Annotated in this window: 23 protein-coding genes; 7 read left to right on the top strand and 16 right to left on the bottom strand. The window is 59.2% G+C overall.

Going from position 1 to position 19,302, the window contains the following annotated elements; all coding sequences use genetic code 11:
• Positions 1-10: 10 nt before the first annotated feature.
• The 11 genes from fliP to fliF form a co-directional block, all read right to left on the bottom strand.
• A complete protein-coding gene (gene fliP, locus ACJ8J4_RS05880) occupies positions 11-772 on the bottom strand; it encodes a flagellar type III secretion system pore protein FliP (protein ID WP_025303257.1) in 762 nt (253 codons plus the stop codon).
• Positions 769-1,173 (bottom strand): flagellar biosynthetic protein FliO, encoded by a 405-nt coding sequence (gene fliO / locus ACJ8J4_RS05875; protein ID WP_025303256.1) that lies wholly within the window; start codon positions 1,171-1,173, stop codon positions 769-771. Before fliO ends, fliP begins: the two co-directional genes overlap by 4 nt.
• Entirely contained in the window at positions 1,173-1,589 is a 417-nt protein-coding gene (gene fliN / locus ACJ8J4_RS05870; RefSeq protein WP_004934799.1) for a flagellar motor switch protein FliN, read from the bottom strand. Before fliN ends, fliO begins: the two co-directional genes overlap by 1 nt.
• The gene (fliM, locus tag ACJ8J4_RS05865) at positions 1,582-2,586 is read right to left on the bottom strand and encodes a flagellar motor switch protein FliM (protein WP_025303254.1); all 1,005 of its coding nucleotides are present in this window, start codon (positions 2,584-2,586) and stop codon (positions 1,582-1,584) included. Before fliM ends, fliN begins: the two co-directional genes overlap by 8 nt.
• A gap of 5 nt (positions 2,587-2,591) precedes the next feature.
• Positions 2,592-3,077: a flagellar basal body-associated protein FliL gene (gene fliL / locus ACJ8J4_RS05860; RefSeq protein WP_025303253.1), complete on the bottom strand. Its 486-nt coding sequence runs from the start codon at positions 3,075-3,077 to the stop codon at positions 2,592-2,594.
• 165 nt (positions 3,078-3,242) lie between these two features.
• The gene (locus ACJ8J4_RS05855; protein ID WP_149570838.1) at positions 3,243-4,472 is read right to left on the bottom strand and encodes a flagellar hook-length control protein FliK; all 1,230 of its coding nucleotides are present in this window, start codon (positions 4,470-4,472) and stop codon (positions 3,243-3,245) included.
• Positions 4,469-4,915, bottom strand: coding sequence for a flagellar export protein FliJ (fliJ, locus tag ACJ8J4_RS05850; protein ID WP_043138615.1), 447 nt, complete (start codon positions 4,913-4,915; stop codon positions 4,469-4,471). Before fliJ ends, ACJ8J4_RS05855 begins: the two co-directional genes overlap by 4 nt.
• Positions 4,916-4,936: 21 nt before the next feature.
• Positions 4,937-6,298 carry a flagellar protein export ATPase FliI gene (gene fliI / locus ACJ8J4_RS05845; protein WP_004934781.1) on the bottom strand — a complete coding sequence of 454 codons (1,362 nt, stop codon included), beginning with the start codon at positions 6,296-6,298 and terminating at the stop codon, positions 4,937-4,939.
• Positions 6,298-7,002: a flagellar assembly protein FliH gene (gene fliH / locus ACJ8J4_RS05840; RefSeq protein WP_264383598.1), complete on the bottom strand. Its 705-nt coding sequence runs from the start codon at positions 7,000-7,002 to the stop codon at positions 6,298-6,300. The genes fliI and fliH overlap by 1 nt, the downstream gene beginning before the upstream one ends.
• Entirely contained in the window at positions 6,995-7,987 is a 993-nt protein-coding gene (gene fliG, locus ACJ8J4_RS05835; protein ID WP_025303249.1) for a flagellar motor switch protein FliG, read from the bottom strand. Before fliG ends, fliH begins: the two co-directional genes overlap by 8 nt.
• The gene (gene fliF, locus ACJ8J4_RS05830) at positions 7,984-9,684 is read right to left on the bottom strand and encodes a flagellar basal-body MS-ring/collar protein FliF (protein ID WP_043138608.1); all 1,701 of its coding nucleotides are present in this window, start codon (positions 9,682-9,684) and stop codon (positions 7,984-7,986) included. The genes fliG and fliF overlap by 4 nt, the downstream gene beginning before the upstream one ends.
• Before the next feature lie 315 nt (positions 9,685-9,999).
• On the opposite strand from fliF, the gene fliE reads away from it, so the two are divergent.
• Positions 10,000-10,314, top strand: a complete 315-nt coding sequence (gene fliE, locus ACJ8J4_RS05825) for a flagellar hook-basal body complex protein FliE (RefSeq protein ID WP_025159836.1) — start codon at positions 10,000-10,002, stop codon at positions 10,312-10,314.
• A gap of 80 nt (positions 10,315-10,394) precedes the next feature.
• On the top strand, positions 10,395-10,595 hold the full coding sequence (locus tag ACJ8J4_RS05820; RefSeq protein WP_025303247.1) for a hypothetical protein: 201 nt from the start codon (positions 10,395-10,397) through the stop codon (positions 10,593-10,595).
• 173 nt (positions 10,596-10,768) lie between these two features.
• On the opposite strand, the gene ACJ8J4_RS05815 is transcribed toward ACJ8J4_RS05820, so the two are convergent.
• The gene (locus ACJ8J4_RS05815; protein ID WP_197835013.1) at positions 10,769-11,368 is read right to left on the bottom strand and encodes an FMN-dependent NADH-azoreductase; all 600 of its coding nucleotides are present in this window, start codon (positions 11,366-11,368) and stop codon (positions 10,769-10,771) included.
• Positions 11,369-11,496: 128 nt separating this feature from the next.
• On the opposite strand from ACJ8J4_RS05815, the gene ACJ8J4_RS05810 reads away from it, so the two are divergent.
• Complete coding sequence (locus tag ACJ8J4_RS05810; protein ID WP_025303245.1) at positions 11,497-12,426, top strand: LysR family transcriptional regulator; 930 nt, start codon at positions 11,497-11,499, stop codon at positions 12,424-12,426.
• 479 nt (positions 12,427-12,905) lie between these two features.
• On the opposite strand, the gene ACJ8J4_RS05805 is transcribed toward ACJ8J4_RS05810, so the two are convergent.
• The 4 genes from ACJ8J4_RS05805 to fliD form a co-directional block, all read right to left on the bottom strand.
• A complete protein-coding gene (locus ACJ8J4_RS05805) occupies positions 12,906-13,766 on the bottom strand; it encodes a helix-turn-helix transcriptional regulator (RefSeq protein WP_025303244.1) in 861 nt (286 codons plus the stop codon).
• Positions 13,767-14,074: 308 nt separating this feature from the next.
• Positions 14,075-14,443: a flagella biosynthesis regulatory protein FliT gene (gene fliT / locus ACJ8J4_RS05800; RefSeq protein ID WP_004934765.1), complete on the bottom strand. Its 369-nt coding sequence runs from the start codon at positions 14,441-14,443 to the stop codon at positions 14,075-14,077.
• On the bottom strand, positions 14,443-14,853 hold the full coding sequence (gene fliS, locus ACJ8J4_RS05795) for a flagellar export chaperone FliS (protein WP_025303243.1): 411 nt from the start codon (positions 14,851-14,853) through the stop codon (positions 14,443-14,445). The genes fliT and fliS overlap by 1 nt, the downstream gene beginning before the upstream one ends.
• 32 nt (positions 14,854-14,885) lie before the next feature.
• A complete protein-coding gene (gene fliD / locus ACJ8J4_RS05790; RefSeq protein ID WP_089181028.1) occupies positions 14,886-16,301 on the bottom strand; it encodes a flagellar filament capping protein FliD in 1,416 nt (471 codons plus the stop codon).
• Between fliD and ACJ8J4_RS05785 the strand changes: the two genes are divergently transcribed.
• The 4 genes from ACJ8J4_RS05785 (at position 16,295) to fliZ (ending at position 19,180) form a co-directional block, all read left to right on the top strand.
• Entirely contained in the window at positions 16,295-16,465 is a 171-nt protein-coding gene (locus ACJ8J4_RS05785) for a hypothetical protein (protein WP_233494396.1), read from the top strand. The two genes, fliD and ACJ8J4_RS05785, sit on opposite strands and share 7 nt — an antisense overlap.
• A gap of 117 nt (positions 16,466-16,582) precedes the next feature.
• Positions 16,583-17,710 carry a flagellin FliC gene (locus tag ACJ8J4_RS05780; RefSeq protein ID WP_049209051.1) on the top strand — a complete coding sequence of 376 codons (1,128 nt, stop codon included), beginning with the start codon at positions 16,583-16,585 and terminating at the stop codon, positions 17,708-17,710.
• A 182-nt stretch (positions 17,711-17,892) separates the two neighbouring features.
• A complete protein-coding gene (locus ACJ8J4_RS05775; RefSeq protein WP_004934752.1) occupies positions 17,893-18,615 on the top strand; it encodes an RNA polymerase sigma factor FliA in 723 nt (240 codons plus the stop codon).
• A 55-nt stretch (positions 18,616-18,670) separates the two neighbouring features.
• Entirely contained in the window at positions 18,671-19,180 is a 510-nt protein-coding gene (gene fliZ, locus ACJ8J4_RS05770) for a flagella biosynthesis regulatory protein FliZ (protein ID WP_025303240.1), read from the top strand.
• The last annotated feature ends 122 nt before the right edge of the window (positions 19,181-19,302 follow it).

The raw sequence follows: 19,302 nt of genomic DNA, 5'->3' as shown, positions 1-19,302 counted from the left end.
CGGTCAGGGGTTACGAATAGAAGCTCTGCGCCAGCGAGCCGAGCAGCAGCTGCCAGCCATCGACCAGCACGAACAGCATCAGCTTGAACGGCAGCGAGATGGTGGCGGGCGGCACCATCATCATCCCCAGCGCCATCAGCACGCTGGCGACCACCAGGTCGATAATCAGGAACGGAATGAACACCGTAAAGCCGATCTGGAAGGCGGTTTTCAGTTCGCTGGTGACGTAGGCGGGCAGCAGGATGCGCATCGGCACCGCCTCCGGGCCGGCCAGCGGCGGCTGATTGGCCAATCTGGCGTACAGCGCGAGATCGGTTTCGCGCGTTTGGCGCAGCATGAATTCGCGCAGCGGCTGCGCGCCTTTATCCAGCGCGACTTCCAGCCCGATTTTGTCCTGGCTGAACGGCAGGTAGGCATCCTGATAAACCTTGTCGAACACCGGCGACATGATGAAGAAGGTCAGGAACAACGCCAGCCCCAGCATCACCTGGTTCGGTGGCGCCGACGGCGTGCCCAGCGCGTTGCGCAGCAGGCCGAGCACGATGATGATGCGGGTGAAGCTGGTCATCATCAGCAGCATGGCCGGCAGGAAGGTCAGCGAGGTCAACAGAACCAGCGTCTGCACCGGCAGCGACCAGCTTTGGCCGCCGTTGGCCAGCGGCTGACTGATCAGCCCCGGCAGTTGTGCCAAAGCAGCCGGGCTGATGAACAGCAGGGCGGCAGGGAGCCAAACCGCCGGACGGCGGACGAGGGTATGAAGAGTCGAGGTCATGCCGATTTTTCCGGGCGTTTCAGAACTTTTTGCATCAGTTGGCGGAAGTCCGCCGGCGTCGCCACGTCGGCCGCGCCCTCGTCTTTCGGCGGGGCGGGCAGGGTGTGCAGCGGGGTGATCTGCTGGGCGGTGACGCCCAGTACCAGCAAGGTGTCATCGACTTCCACCACCACCACGCGCTCGCGCTGCCCGACCTGGCAACTGGCGCGCAGGTTGAGCAGCTTGTTGTTGCGCGCCTGCGGGGCGAAACCCAGCCGACGGAACAGCCAACCGGCCAGCAGGATCAGCAGCAGAATGCCGCCGAGCGCGCTGCTGACCTGCATCAACACCGAACCGGCCGGCAAGGCCGGCGCGGCGGGGGATTGGCTGCTTTGGACGGTAACGGGCGCCGCAACGGTCATCAGCGGCTCAGTCGACGCATGCGTTCGGACGGGGTGATAATGTCGGTGATGCGCACGCCGAACTTGTCGGCCACCACCACCACTTCACCTTGTGCGATCAGGTAACCGTTGATCAGGATGTCCAGCGGTTCGCCGGCCAGGCCGTCCAGCGCCACCACCGAGCCTTGCGACAGGCGCAGCAGCTCTTTGATGGTCATTTTTGTGCGCCCCAGTTCCACGGTCAGCTTGACCGGAATATCCAGGATCAGGTCGATATCCTGCAGGCTGCCGAGCGCATCCTGAGCTTCCAGCGACTTGAACACCCCTTCGGTGCTCGCGCCGGATTTCTCTGAAGACTGCTGCTCGTTAAACGCATCAGCCCACAGATCGTCTACGGATTCCTTTCCTTCGCCAGACGGTTGCTTAGGATCACTCATTGGGCTGTTCCTCACTCAGAGCATTCAAAATAGGGTTAATCAAATGTTCAACACGCAGGGCATATTGCCCGTTCAACGTGCCGTATTGGCTGGTCAGAACCGGTACGCCGTCCACATGGGCGATCAGGCGTTCCGGCTTGTCTATCGGTAATACATCGCCCGGTTGCAGCTTCAGGACTTTCGACAGCCGCATCGGGATATCGACGAAGTTGGCGATCAGCTCCAGTTCGGAGTGCTGCACCTGCTTCACCAGCGTTTCGCGCCAGTGGCTGTCTTCCTGCCGCGAATTTTCCAGCGGCGGGTTGGTCAACAGCTCGCGCAGCGGTTCGATCATCGCGAACGGAATGCAGATGTTGAACTCGCCGGTCAGCGCGCCGATCTCTACCTGGAACGGCGTGGTGACCACGATGTCGTTCGGCGAGGTGGTGATGTTGGTGAACTTCACCTGCATTTCGGCGCGCACGTATTCCACGTCGATCTTGTAAATGGCGCTCCAGGCGTCGCCATAGGCGTCCAGCGCCAGACGCAGCATGCGTTTGATCACCCGCTGTTCGGTCGGGGTGAATTCGCGGCCTTCGACTTTGGTCGGGAAGCGGCCGTCGCCGCCGAACAGGTTGTCGACGGCGATGAACACCAGACTCGGCGCGAACACGAACAGGGCAGTGCCGCGCAGCGGATTCAGATGCACCAGGTTCAGGTTGGTCGGCACCGGCAGGTTGCGGGCGAACTCGTGATACGGCTGGATTTTGATCGGGCCGACGGTAATGTCCGGGCTGCGGCGCAGCAGGTTGAACAACCCCATGCGGAACTGCCGGGCAAAACGTTCGTTGATGATTTCCAGCGCGTGCAGACGCTCGCGCACCACGCGGCGCTGGGTGTTCGGATCGTAAGGCTTGACCTCGCTCTCTTTGCCGACTATCGCTTCGGGTTCATCACCCGCGCTGTCGCCGTTGAGCAAGGCGTCGATCTCTGCCTGTGAAAGAATGCTATCGCCCATAGTGATTACCGCAGTATGAAGGCGGTGAACAGCACGTCGCTGACCACCTGCTTCGGTTGTCCCTTAACCAGCGGCGGGCTGAGCACGTCCTTAATCTGCGCCACCAGCTGTTGCTTCCCTTGTTCATTGGCCAGCTGGCCCGCTTCCTGACGGGAGAGCAGCATCAGCAAGCGGCTGCGCACTTCCGGCAGAAAATCGTTCAGCTGACGGCGGGTACTTTCGTCCGGCAGACGCAGCGTGAGGCCGATATACAGCACGCGATCCGGGTTGTTGTCCGGCGTCACCAGGTTGACGGTAAAGGTGTCGAGCGGCATGAACACCGGCGCGGCCGGCGGTTGCTGTTTGACGGCGGCCGGTTCGGCGCCGTTTTTATGCTGTTGCAGCAGCCACCAGCTGTAGCCCGCGGCGCCACAGGCGACGACGCTGATCAATACCAGCAGGATGACCAGAAGGGAGCGTTTCGGTGCTGCCGGAAGGGTGTTCTGAGACATAGCCAAATCTAATTCCTGTTGTTCCACCCGCAGCCTGCGAGGCGGCGGGCATGGCGCGCGGCAAAGCCGCACGCATGACATGTAAAGGTATTATCGCGTCTATCACGGCGTGCAATAGCCTGAATAGACGCGCAAATGGGTGCCAGCTTGGGCGTTTGCGGCGGCTCAGGCGAAAATATCGACGCCGTTGACCGCACTGGCCATGCGCTGCAGCGCCACCGGCGCGCTGACGCCGTCGGCGGCCGCAGCCTCACCGCCAGCATGTTCAGCATAGCTGGAACGCCCCTGGCCGTTGGACGCCTGCTGCTGCCCCTGTTGCCATTGCGGGGTGGACTCGCCGCCCACGCTGCTTTGCCCCAGGTTGATGCCGCTCTCCGCCAGCGCGTGACGCAGCTGCGGCATCGCTGCTTCCACCGCCGCGCGCACCTGACCGTGGGCGGAGGCAATGTGCAATTGCGCCTGCTGATCGTCCAGTTTCAGCGTGATCTGCAAGGCGCCCAGCTCCTGCGGGTGCAGGCGCAGCTCGGCACTTTGCTGGCCGTTGCGGTGGAACATCAGCACCTGTTGGTTCAACGCCTGCTGCCATTCCGGGCTGCCCAGCTGCGCGTTGAGCTGCGGCGTAGGCGGTGCGGTCACCAGTGCGCTGGCCGGTGCGGCCGTTTGCGTTGGGCTGGCGGCGGCCAGGGCGACGGCGTGGTTGAGCGTCGGTTGCTGCTGTGCATCGCTCGCCGGCAGCGGCTGTGCGGCACTTGCGCGCTCACCGCTGGTCGGTTGCGGGAGCGCCGCCTTGGCATTATCGTCGCCGGTGGCCGGCGTTTTCGCCCCTGTCAGCGACGGAGCAGGGGATGCCGATGAACGCGCGGCGGTTTTATCACCGGCCGCCGCAATGTTCAGCAGGCCATTGCCGGGCTGCAGTGCAGTCGCCTCGTCAGCGCTTTCCACCGGCAGCGAACGTTGGCCTTCGGTCGGTTGCGCCTGGGCGACGAGCGCGGCCGGCAGCATGGCGTACAGCGCCTGCAGCGTTGCGGCATCCAGCTCTTTGGCGGCGGCGATCGGTGGTTGCGCCGATTTGTCGCCGGCGATGGGCGCCTCGGCTTCGGCGCCTTCAGGTGAAAGCGCATCGGCTGGGGTGGCCGGGTTCTGCAGCAGGCCGCCGCGCTCGCCGAAGGTGGCTAGCAGTTGATTGAGCTGGTTGCGGCTCAGGGCCGGGGCGCGTTCCTCGTCCGCGCTCAGCGCGACCGGCGGCTGTTTGCCATCGGCGGCGGGCGCGAAACGTGCGCCGAGCAGCTGGGCGAAGGCCGATGACAACTGGCTCTCATCCAGCGCCGACGTCAGTTCGGCCAGGCCGCCGGCATCGCCGGGTAAGGCCAGGCCGGGCAGGGCGTTCAGATTCATGGGTTGATATTCCTTTGTGCACTGCGTTGAGCGAACTCATCCATCAGTTTTTGATCCCGTTTGTTCTCCTGCTGCTGCTCCGCATTTAAGGCGCGGGTATGCAGGGTCTCGAAAGCGTTCAGCCGCTGTTGTTTGTCTTGCCATTGCTTCACCGCATGATCCACTTTCTGCCCCCACTGCAGCAGCTGCTGGCGGTGCTGGTCGATGGCCTGTTCCAGCGTGCCGATAAACTGCTGGTAGTTTTGCCAGCTAGAGCTGTCCATGCCGTCGCAAAGTGTATGATTCAGCTTCTGGCGGTATTCGTCCTGATAGTTGAGCAGCATCGACAGCTGTTGCTCTGCCGCCTGCTGCGCCTGCCGTACCTGGCCCAGCTGTTGCGCGGCCTGTTCCACCGCATCCTGCGCCAGATCTCGCAGGGTAATCAGGGGAGATTGTGATTTCATCGCTGTGCGCCTCTGGTGACGTTAAACAATCAACTGCTGCAGCTGTTGACAGGCTTCATCGTAGCCGCTGCGTTCAAAGATGCCCTGTTGCAGGTACGCTTCCATCTGCGGGTACAGCGTCATCGCTTTGTCCAGCAACGGATCGCTGCCGGCCGCGTAGGCGCCGACGCTGATCAGATCGCGGTTGCGCTGATAGCTGGCCAGCATCTGCTTGAAGGTGCGTACCCGGCGATAATGCTCTTCGTCGATCAGCGACGTCATGGCGCGGCTGATTGACGCTTCGATGTCGATAGCCGGGTAATGGCCGGCTTCCGCCAGGCGCCGGGACAGCACCACGTGGCCGTCGAGGATGGCGCGCGCCGAGTCGGCGATCGGGTCTTGCTGATCGTCCCCTTCGGTCAATACGGTGTAGAAGGCGGTAATGGAACCGCCGCCGCTGATGCCGTTGCCCGCGCGTTCCACCAGCGCAGGCAGTTTGGCGAAGACCGAAGGCGGATAGCCTTTGGTCGCCGGCGGTTCGCCGATGGCCAGGGCGATCTCACGCTGCGCCATGGCGTAGCGGGTAAGGGAGTCCATGATCAGCAACACGTGCTGCCCGCGATCGCGGAAATCTTCGGCGATGCGGGTGGCGTAGGCCGCCCCCTGCATGCGCAGCAACGGCGATACGTCCGCCGGCGCAGCGATCACCACCGAGCGCGCCCGGCCTTCGGCACCGAGAATGTTCTCGATAAAGTCTTTGACCTCGCGGCCGCGCTCGCCGATCAGGCCAACGACGATCACATCTGCCTGGGTATAACGGGCCATCATGCCGAGCAACACGCTCTTGCCGACGCCGGAGCCGGCGAACAGGCCCATGCGCTGGCCGCGACCGACGGTCAGCAGACCGTTGATGGTGCGCACCCCCACGTCCAGCACCTGCTCGATCGGCGTGCGCTGCAAGGGGTTGAACGGCGCGGTGATCAGTGGCGCGCGGTAACCGGTTTCCGGTGAAGGCAGGCCGTCGAGCGGTTTGGCGCTGCCGTCCAGCACCCGTCCCAACAGGGCTGGGCCGAGCGGCAGCTGTTTGCCGGCGCTTTGGCCTTCCGGCGCGATGCGGGCGTAAACCCGCGCGCCCGGCACGATGCCTTCGACTTCTTCCAGCGGCATCAGGAACAGCCGCTGGCCGTTGAAGCCGACCACTTCGCTTTCCACTTCCTGCACTTCACCGGCGTCGTGCCGTTCGATGAGGCAGGTCGCGCCGAGCGGCAGCTGCAGGCCGGTAGCCTCCAGCACCAGCCCGGTGGCGCGGGTCAGGCGGCCGTAGCGGCGCACCGTCGGCGCGCGGGCGATGCGTTTTTCCAGCGTATCCAGAGAACTCAGCCAGCGGCCGAGACGCGCGGTCATCAGACTTCTCCCGGTGCCGCCAGGCGGCACAGTTCATGCCAGCGCGTCGCCAGGCTGGCGTCGAGATCGCCTTCCTCGGCGCTGACCTTGCAGCCGCCCGGATGTAGTTCGCCGTCCGCCAACAGGCGCCAGCCGTGCAGGCTGAGGGTAACCCCCAACTGTTGCTCGACGCGGGGGTAGTCGTCCGGGTGGACCCGCAGCTGCGGCTTGCCGTTGAACATCGGCTCCTGCTGGATCAGCTGTTGGATCTGCGCGAGCAGGGCGGTGCCGTCGCACACCGGCGGCTGGCCCAGCACCTGTTTGGCGGCGGTCAACGCCAGCTGCGTCAACCGTGAAGCGATCACGCTGTCGAGCGCGTCCAGCGTGTGCTGGAATTCGGTAACCAACTGCTGCCAGTGGGCGGTCAGCGGCTGTTGCCGCTGCTGCGCTTCCAGCAGCCCTTGCTGACGGCCTTCTTCCAGACCGGACTGAAAACCGGCTTCATAGCCTTTTTGCTGGCCGTCGGCATAGCCCAACTGCTGGCCCTGTTGCTCAGCCTGCAGCCGCAGCGTCGCCAACTGCTGTTGCAATTCGGCCTGCGCGTCCGGCGACGGATCGCTTTGTTCGAGATCCGGCAGCGGCGGCAGGTCGAACGCCGGTTTCTGTTCGCCCAAATCGTTGAGCGACCAGGGCTGCCAGGGCAGGGTGTTAATGCGATCAGACATAGGTGTCCTCGCCGCCGCCAATGATCATTTCGCCGGTTTCCGCCAGGCGTCTTACCACCAACAGGATGGCTTTCTGCTCGTTCTCCACCTGCGACATGCGCACCGGCCCACGGTTGGCCAGATCGTCGCGCAGGATGTCGGCGGCGCGTTGCGACATGTTCTTGAGGAACTTCTCGCGCAGCGGCTGTTCGGCGCCTTTCAATGCGATCAGCAGCGACTCGCCTTCCACTTCCTGCAGCAGACGCTGGATGCTGCGATCGTCGACTTCCACCAGGTTTTCGAACAGGAACATCTCGTCGATGATCTTCTGCGCCAGCTCGCCGTCGTATTCGCGCATCGCGTCGATGACCGCTTCTTCCTGCTGGGTTTTCATCAGGTTGATGATCTCGGCGGCGGTGCGCACCCCGCCCATTTTGCTGCGCTTGAGGTTCTGGCCGTCGAGCAGGTTGTTCAGCACTTCGGTCAGCTCCGCCAACGCCGCCGGCTGCACGCCGCCGAAGGTGGCGATACGCAGCATCACGTCGTTGCGCAGACGTTCGTCGAACAGGGCCAGGATATCCGCCGCCTGGCCGCGTTTGAGGTGCACCAGAATAGTGGCGATGATCTGCGGGTGTTCGTCGCGGATCAGATCGGCAGCGCTCTGCGGCTCCATAAAGTTGAGCGTTTCCATGCCGGTGGTGGTCTCGCGCGATTCGAGAATGTCTTCCAGCAGGCTGGCGGCGCGCTCTTCGCCCAGGGCCTTGACCAGCACCGAGCGCAGATAGTCGCTGGCGTTGACGCTCAGCGCCGCGTATTGCTCGGCGTCGTCTTCAAACTCGGTCAGTACTTCGCCGAGCTGTTTGTGCGAAACCTGGCTCATGCCGGCCATGGTGCCGCTCAGCAGCTGTACTTCGCGCGAGGAGAGGTGCTTGAACACCTCCGCCGCGCGATCTTCACCCAGCGTCATCAGCAAGATGGCGCTTTTGTCGGTTCCGGTCAGGCTCATATCTCGTTACTCATCCATTGGCGGATTACCAGAGCGACCACGCGTGGGTCTTTATCAGCCAGATCGCGGATCCGCTGGCTCTGGACTTCTGCGCTGACGCGCTGCTGCGATTTACGACGCTGCGCCAGCTCCTCGTTGCTCGGTTTGCCGCTGTCGGCCGGTTTGGCGGCAGGGGCATTGGCGGCGGCGATGGCGGCCTGTTGCGCCGCCTGGCGCTGTTGCAGCTGTGGCCGCACCAGTTTGCGCCACAGCAGCCAGGCCACCAGCAGCACCAGCAGATAGCGGCCCGCGTCGATCAGGCGATCGATAAACGACTGGCTTTGCCAGAACGGCAGTTCGCCACCGGTCACCTGACTGTCGGTAAACGGCGTGTTGACCACGTTCAGGGTATCGCCACGGCTGCTGGAGTAGCCCATCGCTTCACGCACCAGCGCTTCGATCTGCGCCAACTGCTCTTTGCTCATCGGCTGCGGTTTGCCGTCTTTATCTACGCCGAGGTAGTTGACTACCACGGCGACCGACAGACGCTGCACGGTGCCGGCTTTTTGCTGGGTGTGGCGAATGGTGCGGTCGAGTTCGTAGTTGGTAGTCGCGTCGCGACGGGTATTTTGCGGTACGCCGTTGGCCGCCGCGCTGCGGGTGGTTGCGGCGTTTTGCGCGGTGGCATTGGCATTGTTGCCTGCGGCGTTGGCCGGCTTGGCGGTCTCAATCGGCGCGGTGGCCGGTGCGCTTGGCTGATTGGACAGCGCGCCTGGCACGCCGCCCACCTGTGGCCCGCCGATCTGCTCGCTCAGGCTGGTTTGCTGAGAGCGAATAGCGGCTTTGTCAGGCTGTTGGTTAGGTTGGTACTGTTCATCGGTTTGTTCGCGCGTGGCGAAGTCGATCTGCGCCGTGACCTGCGCGCGCACGTTGGCGCTGCCGACCACCGGGGCGAGGATCGCCTCGATGCGGCGCTGGAAGCCGTTTTCCACTTCGTTGGCGTATTTCAGCTGCGAGGCGTTGAGATCGCGCCCGGTGCCGTCGGACTGCGTCAGCAGGCGGCCAGCCTGGTCGACCACGGTCACGTTGCCCGGCGGCAGGCCGGCGACGCTGCTCGACACCATATAAACGATGGCGTTGATCTGGCCGTCGTCCAGCGCACGGCCGGGTTGCAGGGTCAGCGTCACCGACGCGGAAGGGGATTTCTGTTCGCGTACGAACAGCGAAGGTTTCGGCAACGCCAGGTGAACGCGGGCGTTTTGCACCGGCCCCAGCGACTCGATGGTGCGCGACAGCTCGCCTTCAAGGGCGCGCTGATAGTTGATCTGCTCGCTGAACTGGCTGATGCCGAATTTTTCCTGATCCAGCAGTTCGAAACCGACGGCGCCGCCTTTCGGCAGCCCTTGCTGCGCGAGGCGCAGACGGGTTTCATGCACTTTTTCCGCCGGGATCAGCAGCGCTGCGCCATTTTCGGCAAAGCGATAAGGGATATTCATCTGCGTCAGCTGGGTGACGATGGCGCCGCCGTCGCGGTCGTTCAGATTGCTGTACAGCACGCGGTAGTCGGGGCTTTTCACCCACAACAGCAGCGCGACGACGATCGCGATCGCGGCGGAAGCGGCGACCAGCAACGGAATTTTCGGGTTGGCGCGCAGACGATTCCAGATGGCTTGCAGGCCGTTGTCGCGGCTTTCGCCGGCGGTTATCGAAGCACTCATTTTAGGTCTCGTCCTTCAATGGCGCTCACGATCCCGTATGGGCGGCTGAGCAGCTCCCTGCCAGGCTGATGAACGGTATGGTTAGCGTTGTGTGACAAAACAGACTCCCTGATACACATATCTTCTAAATAGCGGCGCTCCCATTTCTGGGCAGGCCATTATTCGCCTTATCAGACGATTCCGATTGCCCGATAAGCCGGGTTTTTTGCAGTTAATTAACCGCTTTAGGTCTGAAAACGCTGTGCTAGGGTGTGCATCATTGGAGAAGTGCAGGGTGAAAACGTTACCCGGCGAGACGAGATGATTGAGGATCAGATGGCGATTCAGGGCATTGAAGGGGTACTGCAGCAGATGCAGACCATGGCGGTTCAGGCCGGCAAGATGGGGCAGAATGCGGCGCCGCAGGGCGTCAGCTTCGCCAGCGAACTGACCGCGGCGCTCGGCAAGATCAGCGAGACCCAGCAAACGGCGCGCAAACAGGCGCAGGATTTCGAACTGGGCGTGCCGGGCATCAGCCTGAACGATGTGATGGTCGATCTGCAGAAATCGTCGGTGTCTTTACAGCTGGGCGTACAGGTGCGCAACAAGCTGGTGGCGGCCTACCAGGATATTATGAATATGCCGGTGTGATGAACGTGCCGATCATTTTTCAGTGAAATTTGGGTCGGCGCTGTTACCCTATAGCGACGGTCATTTATCGGGATAGGATGATGTACAAATCGCTGTATCTTGCTCTGGGTATCATGGCGTTGTCTGGATGCGCCGGGCAAAACGATGACTATTCATCGGCACAAAAAAACGCGGCTCATCAGGACGCCGGCAAAGAATGGAAAGCGTTTGTCGCGCCACTGTCGGTGAAAACGCAGTCGCCCGGCGAGCGAGAAATGAAACGCGCTGCCCGGCAATACTGAAGTCACGACTTCAGCCAATAGGCAAAAAAAACCAGCTATCGAAATAGCTGGCTGAAGGTGCGATAAAACATTTATGTATGTGATGTAGGAGCGTCGACGCCCGCTCGAAGTGGTGCCGACGCGGTTATCATATTTGTTATGTTATAACAAATCAATGCTGCTGTGCGTTTGCTTCAGCCTGCCAATTCTGCGATCCGCTCGCGGGCGTTCGCCAACCCCTGAGCGAGGCCGTGCGGTTTCATATCCAGCCCTTCGGCATAGATAAATTGCACGTCGCCGATCCCCATCAACCCCAGCACCGATCGCAGGTAGGGTGTCACGGCATCGGTCGGCTGGCCGGCGTGTACGCCGCCGCGTGAACTGAATACCAGCGCATTGACGCCCTCGACCAACCCGACCGGGTAGGTGGCGGTATAGTTGAACGTTACCCGGGCGCGGGCCACCAGATCGAACCAGTTTTTCAGCTGGGTTGGTACATTGAGGTTGTACATTGGTGCCCCGATCAGCAGCATATCGCTCCCTTTCAGTTCGGCAATCAGCCGATCGGAAAGCGCCACCGCCGCTTTGGCGCGTTGACTGGTGTTTTCTGCGCCTCGCAGCGCATCGAACAGCTCGCCGTCCAATACCGGCAGATCCAAGGCCGTCAAATCGTGTTCGACGATCTGATCTTCATATCCTTTGGCCCGACGCGCCGCCAGATAGTGGTCAATCAGGTTATTGGTCTGCGAGTCGTTTCCCATAATGCTGGATTTGAGTACCAGTATTTTTTTCATGCTGTTGTCCTCTGACGGTAATCTGTGGTTTTCACCGGGACTCCGGAATGACTGCAGGTTACCATTGCCTGATGCTCACCAGTGGTGATAGGTTTTCACTTAATTGATTCCAATTTGGAAGCATTAAGATGAAAAGCGATCTCAGCGCACTGCCGGCGTTTGTTGCCGTAGCGGAAGGCGGCAGTTTTGCCGCCGCCGCAGAAAAACTGCATCTGACACGTTCTGCGGTCAGCAAAATCGTGTCGCGTCTGGAGGCGCGGCTGGGCGTGATGTTGTTTATGCGCACGACGCGCAGCCTGAGCCTGACGGATGAAGGGGCGTTGTACTACGAGCACTGCCGGCAGGCGTTGGCGAACGTTCAGGCGGCGGAAAACCAGTTGGACAGTGGCAAGATGCAGGTCCGAGGCCGGCTCAGGATCTCGATGCCGGTGTTGTTCGGCCATCTGTGCATTGCACCCTTGATGACGGCACTGGCGAATGAGCATCCCTTACTGACGCTGGAAATTTCGTTCAACGACCGCAGGATCGATCTGATCGATGAGGGGTTCGATCTGGCGGTTCGCATCGGCGAACTGGCGGACAGCGGCAGTTTGGTTGCCCGGCGCTTGGGCGAACACGGCATGCTGCTGTGCGCCTCGCCCGACTACCTGCGGCGCAGTGGTGAACCGAGCACGCTGGACGCGTTAAGCCAACACCAGGCGGTGGGGTATCTGCACGCCGGCGCCGTGTTGCCCTGGCAACTTCGCGGCGAAAACGGTGAGCTGCAGTCGTTCAGGCCACCGGCCAAGATGATGATGGATGACATGCAGGGGATCGTCGATGCCGTTTCCGCCGGAGCCGGTATTGCCTGGCTGCCGGAGTGGCTGGTGCGCGAGCGGCTGATGGCAGGGACGCTGGTGGAAATCATGCGCGGTGGATCCAGCCTCAGTTTTCCGGTGAATGCCGTGTGGCCCTATATGCCTTACCAGCCGCTCAAGGTGCGGCTGGCGGTGGAAAAACTGGTGGCGGAGCTACCGGGGAAATTGGCGCTTGTGGCACCACCGGTATTGCCGTGCTAATGGCCGGTGTCGCAACCGACAAGGAATGGGCGCTAATCTACCGAATAGAGGGGCGAAAACGGTGCTGTCAGGCTTATTGAATACGCAGGTGACCGTTTATTATAGCCTGATTAGTAGGGTTATTATTCGAGGCAGGTCAATGAGCACGAAAAGCGAATCCAGATGGCGTCTGATCAGTATTTTAATGCTGACGGTACTTGCCGTATTAATTGGCGTTCTGGTTAAACTGGACTGAAGTCTGACCAGGCGATAAAAAGCCTGGCCGTTTTATTGTGCGGCAAGTAAACGCATCATGTCTTCTTCATACAACAATACCAACAGCCACAGCCCCAACAACGTGATTGCTAGAGAAAATAATCGCTTTTCATTACGCATCATTTATTTCGCTCTTCGGCGGATGAACGTTGCGTAGCGTATCTCGGCGGTGTGACAATCGTTAGGGATCTGTGTCAAATAAAGCCATTTTGTTACGCGTCTATTTAGGTTTCTCCGGCGACCAGCGACTCAATGCCTTGAGAGCCGGGTTCCATAATCCTTTGATGACCGCGAATAGCGGTAGGGGCGAAACCGAAACGTTTGCGAAAACGTTCGGCGAAACGTGATGCGCTTTCATAGCCGACATGTTGCGCAATGGCGGAGATCGGCCAGTCGGTCGACTGCAGCAGGGCCAGCGCGCTACTCATGCGCACGTCGATCATCAGATTACGCAATGCGGTATTTTCCATCGACAGTTTGCGGCGCAGCATCACTTCACTCATCGACAGGCTCTCCGCCACTTTGGCCGCCGTCCAAATGCTGTGCGGATCGGTTGCCAGGCAGCGACGCACGCGTTGGGTGAGGTCTTTGGCTTCGTTGTGGATGAAGCGAATGCCGAACTGGGCCAGCCACAGCAGAATTTCCAGCATTTTGTGCCGCACGATGATGGTGGGAAACCGCTGCCGGAGCGCCAGCGCCAGGCTGGTCGTCTCAAAACTGTGCTTCAGGGCGCAAGGCAGGTTGCGCAGCGCCAGGACGGCATCGAACGGCATTGGCGTCGGCGCTTCCTCAGCCGGAGGCTGAATCGTGAGCAGCCGTGGATCGCAGGTCAGCAACTGGCAGCTGAAAACACCTTCTGCGGATGGGCCATTAATAATATCCACCGTTTGCCCCCCGTCGATAATCAACAGCTCGCCGGCATGAGCCACCACCTCGTGTTGTTGCCAGCGTACGCGCTTATGGCCTTGTTGTATCAGATACAGATGTGGTTGCTCAAAATAGACTGAAGGGAATAATAATTCAGTATGCTGAATGATGTGCGCTGAGGCGCCAATTCCTGGACAGAGATTAATTGTACGTTCCATCGATATTCATTTCGCAGCCATTATCTGAGAATATCTTTACGCTTTGATCCGCGTTGGAGCAACATTTTTCCATGGGCCGTGAAACACAGCGGCGTGTTTTATCTATCAAAAATCAATTTCCTGCTGAACAGAAAACGTCCGTGTCGGGATAATGTTTATCCATTAAAGTGAGAGCCAGGCTCGAAGCGCGCATTTTACCAATTACCCATAAACTGAATAATTCAAATGCCATAGATTAATATCCTAACGTAACCCGAGAGTAATAGCGCATAGTGCTATTTAATCCATTTTCGTCAGTATTGTCGATCTTATCGGACCTGTGGTTCCCCCAGCAACAGCGCACGATCATGAAACTGGCCGTAGGTATTGTTGACCACGTTCTGGCGCGTGGACTGTTCGATCAGCATCTTCAGCTCATCCATCCGCTGCTGTAACAGACGTTTGAGCTCGGTTTCGTTGTCGAGGATCTGTTGCAGCTTATTGCGCAGCATTTCCTGCAGCGCCATTGACGGGCCGGCTTGCCCGGTGAAGGCGGCGGTTTTTTCCACCGCCGTCACGTAAGCGAATTCGAGCTCGACGAGCTCCTCCCAGCGCCCGGTTTGCGCCAGCGCGATCATCTGGCTGCTCAGGCTATAAATTTGTTGATAAGCGGCTAACAGCTGCTGTTGACGTTCCATTACATGGCGTCCTGCGAAGGTTGGTAGTTAGGGCCAATCTGGCGCCAGGCGTCGGCGATGTTTTCCAGCAGTTTGACCACTTCGGCGATCGCCGCTTCGTCGTTGTGCAGGTTGGCCTGCATCAGCCGACGCTTCATATAGTCGTACAACGCCGCCAGGTTTTCGGCGATCTCACCACCCTGCTGAGGGTCGAGGCCGCTTTTCAGGCCGTTGTCGATGATATTGATGGCTTTGGACAGCGCCATACCTTTGCCGGCGATATCGCCCTGGTTCATCAGGATGCGTGCGCGAAGCAGGGCGCTGAGCGCCCCGTCGAACAACATCACGATTAACTGGTGCGGGCTGGCGCTCATGGCGCCGCTTTCCAGACTGACCTGCGCATAGGCCTGAGTGCCGCTTCTGTTATACATGTTGTTTCTTTACCTGTTACCTGGTTAAGGGATCACTTTGCCGAGAACTGCTGTTGTAAATAGTTACCTGTGCTGCTCAATTTGGACATCATGGTATCCAACTGAACGAACTGCTGCTTATAGCGGTCGATGGTGTTCTGAATGCTGGCCGTGACCGTGGTTATCTGGATGTTCAGGCGATCGAGATTGGTATTGATGCTCTTGGTCGAGTTCTCGATGATGCCGCCGGCCTTGATGTAATTTTGGATCTCGTTGTGGATCTCGGTGGCCATACCGGTGTCTTTGCCGTTACCGGCGAAGAAGTTGGCGATTTGTTCCGGTTTTTCGTCGATGGCTTTGTTCAGCTTGGTGCTGTCGATTTCCAGCTTGCCGGTTTTGGTGTTGGTGGAAATGCCGAGGTTGCCCAGGCCTTTCAACTCCGGGTTGTCTTGAGCCGAGCTGAGAGCGCTTTTGATCGAGGACTGAATACCGCGCAGGGTGTTGTCGCCCAGCAGCGCGCCGTTCTTGGCATTCTGTGCTTCACCGGGTTTGACCGGAGTGTATTTGGTTAACGAATTAAAGGTGTCCAGCAGCGAGTTATAGCTGTCGACCCACTCTTTAATCTTGTTGGCGCTGCCGCTCTTGTCGATACCGATCACCAGGTTTTGCGGTTCACCGGCCTTGGTGGTGGTTTTCAGGTCGAGCGTGACACCCTGCAGGGCATCGGCGATCGAGTTGGTGCTGCGCTTGATGGTGGTGCCGTTAACGACGATTTCCGCATCCTGGCCGGGCACCGTTTGCTTCATCGCGGTGCTGCCATCTTTCGGCGGGTTTTTAGGATCGTAGTTGAGGATAGCGCCGAGCTTGTCGTCGTTATTGACCTGCACTGCAATGGTGCTTTTTTCGCCTGGCGTGGTGGAGCTCAATGCCAGTTGATAGTCATTGTCGCCGACGCGCATGATGCTGGCGGTAACGCCGGATTTCGATTTGTTGATGGCGTCGCGCATTTCGACCAGCGAGGTCTGATCGTCGCCGAGCGGGATCTTGGTTTCTTTCGGCGGGTTGCCGGCGGTGATGCTGATGGAACGATCGCTGCTGCCCGGCGTGCCCAGCTTGGCCTGTTGATCGGTAATCGTCGCTTTAGTGGTCAACGTTTGCGGCTGCGCCAGTTTCAGCACCTCGATGGAGTAGTTGCCCGGAACCGACTTGTCGGTGGTGGTCACGGTAAACTGATCGTGCTTGGTGGCGGTGGTACTGTTGAAGAACTCTGGCTTGGCCAGATCTTTGCTCAGATTGTCAAACTTCTCCAGCGCGCCCTTCAACGTGCCGTAACCGGTCAACTGGGCGTTATAGCTAGTCTGCTGGGTGGTGTAAGGCGTAAGGCGCTGCTGTTCCGCTTTGGTCAGTTTGTCGAGCAAACCGTTAAGGTCGAGTCCTGAGCCGATGCCTAATGAACTGATCGATGCCATTCGTGCTTCTCCTTGGTAATGACTTTATTCGCTTTACGCGTTATCGGCTCAGTGATGAAAAAGTTTACCGAAAAAAACAAAAAATCGATGGCGCAATAGAGGAGGGAAAAACCGCGTTATTTCCGCCATTGCCGGCGATGCAAAAAAAATTAAAAAAATTCTAAAGGTTGTTAGGGGAGGGCCGATACCTGAGGGGACGGTGGTTGACGCCGTGGGCAAACAAGCCCGAACCTTTTAACCGTGTTGCGAAGAACGCAACTGACTCGTAAGGAAAGCAAACAATGGCACAAGTAATCAACACTAACAGCCTGTCGCTGATGGCGCAGAACAACCTGAACAAATCTCAGTCTTCTCTGGGCACTGCGATTGAGCGTCTGTCTTCCGGTCTGCGTATCAACAGCGCGAAAGACGATGCTGCGGGTCAGGCGATCTCCAACCGTTTCACCGCGAACATCAAAGGCCTGACTCAGGCTTCTCGCAACGCCAACGACGGTATCTCTCTGGCGCAGACCACTGAAGGCGCACTGAACGAAGTTAACGACAACCTGCAGAACATCCGTCGTCTGACCGTACAGGCGCAGAACGGTTCTAACTCCACCAGCGACCTGAACTCTATCCAGGACGAAATCACTCAGCGCCTGAAAGAGATCAACCGTATCTCCGAACAAACTGACTTCAACGGCGTGAAAGTGCTGAGCAGCGAGCAGAAACTGACCATCCAGGTTGGCGCTAACGACGGTGAAACCATCGATATCGATCTGAAAAAGATCAATGCCGAAGAACTGGGTCTGAAAGACTTCAGCGTTGCGAATGCAGGCAACAAAGTGGGCGCTGCGATCGCCGACAAAGCTAGCATTAAGTACGACAATGGTACTACCGTTACTGACAATACCACTGTTGATGCATCAGGCTTGGCTACAGGTGATAAATTAGTATCTGGCACGGATAAAAATGGTAAGACCATGTATATGGTTGAGTCTACTGATGCTGATGGCAAAAAGACTTACGCCAAAGCGGAAGCCGCGTTTACTGCGGCAGTAGCTGCCGATCCAACCGCGACTCCTCCTGTCGTTGCCGCTCCTGCAAAAGTAGTCTTTACTAAGGGTACTGACGCTGTAGACATGTCGACCCCGACTGCGAACCCACTGGATACTTTGGACAAAGCGCTGTCTCAAGTCGACAACCTGCGTTCTTCCCTGGGTGCGGTACAGAACCGTTTCGATTCTGTTATCAACAACCTGAACAGCACCGTGAACAACCTGTCCGCTTCTCAGTCCCGTATCCAGGATGCTGACTACGCGACCGAAGTGTCCAACATGAGCCGTGCCAACATCCTGCAACAGGCTGGTACCTCTGTTCTGGCACAGGCTAACCAGTCTACTCAGAACGTTCTGTCCCTGCTGCGTTAATCGTCTCTCCCGATTAACTGTCGCAAAGAAACCCCGCTTCGGCGGGGTTTTTTTATGCTCGCGCACCGCGCGGTTATTACATGGCGCAAATAAAGCCTGTTTTGTGCGACTGTTCAGCCGATTGGCATTTCGCCCCCTACGCATAATAGCGCTGACTCTCTTATCCGCAGGTTTAAGACATAGTGAGCGATCTGTATACCGCCGAAGGCGTGATGGACAAAAATTCTCTCTGGCTGCGCTACGTGCCGTTAGTGCGCCACGAGGCGTTGCGCCTGCAGGTCAGGCTGCCCGCCAGCGTGGAGCTTGACGACCTGCTGCAGGCCGGGGGAATCGGGCTATTGAACGCCGTTGAGCGTTATGACGCCCTACAGGGAACCGCCTTTACCACCTATGCGGTGCAGCGCATTCGCGGCGCGATGCTCGACGAGCTGCGCAGCCGCGACTGGGTGCCGCGCAGCGTGCGACGCCATGCGCGTGAGGTCGCGCAGGTGATGCGGCAACTGGAACAGCGTTACGGCCGCCCGGCGAGCGAGACGGAAGTGGCGCAGACGCTGAATATCTCGCTGGATGAGTACCGTCAAATTCTGTTGGACACCAATAACAGCCAGCTTTTCTCCTACGACGAATGGCGCGAGGAGCATGGCGAGAACGCGGAACCGATGCTGGAAGGGCATGAAGAGGCCAACCCGCTGCATCACCTGTTGGAAGGCAGCCTGCGCCAGCGAGTGATCGACGCCATCGAGGCGTTGCCGGAGCGCGAAAAAATGGTGCTGACGCTGTATTACCAGGAAGAGTTGAATCTCAAAGAGATCGGCGCCGTGCTGGACGTCGGGGAATCCCGCGTCAGCCAACTGCACAGTCAGGCGATCAAACGGCTGCGTGCGCGGCTGGCGAACGATACCTGACGGCGGCCCGCCGCCCCTCAACTTGATGACCCATGCGACAACCGGACTGCCCCTTATGCCAGGAATACTGTTAAAGAAACGGCCGCTTAGCCGTTACCTGAAAGACTACAAGCACAGCCAGACCCATTGCTCCCAGTGCGGCAAACTGTTGGACCGCATGGCGCTGGTGTTTCGCGGCAAGATTATCAATAAAGAAGCCATCGCGCGCATGGATCAGCCGATCGACGATGCGGTCTGGCAAAACGTGCAGCACGAGCTGACCGCGCTGTGCCGCTTTTGCAGCGAGATCTCCTGTAACAGCCACCCGAGCTATTTCGACATCATGGCGTTCAAGCAGTATCTGTTCGAACAGACCGAGATGAGCCACAGCACCATCCGCGAGTATGTGGTGCGGCTGCGCCGGCTGGACGAAATGCTGGTGGCGCGCAACTATCCGGCGGATAAATTCGCCAGCAGCGCCAGCCATCAGCGCATTATCGACGATCTGCCTACCGCGGCGCACAACAACTACCGCATTGCGCTGCGCAAATACGATCAGTATCTCGCCTGGCAGCGCAGCTACTGAGATTTTCCCCGGCCGCTGGGCCGGGGTCTGCGGATCCCCCCGTGATAAAGGATGATTATTCAGTTCACATCTGCTAAATCTATCGGTTATCAGATGTTGATATTCGATTCCCTGGGGGGAAG

The organism is Serratia sp. CY47280 (assembly GCF_052168655.1).
Taxonomy (GTDB): domain Bacteria; phylum Pseudomonadota; class Gammaproteobacteria; order Enterobacterales; family Enterobacteriaceae; genus Serratia; species Serratia bockelmannii.
This window is presented reverse-complemented; position numbering and strand designations above follow the sequence as displayed.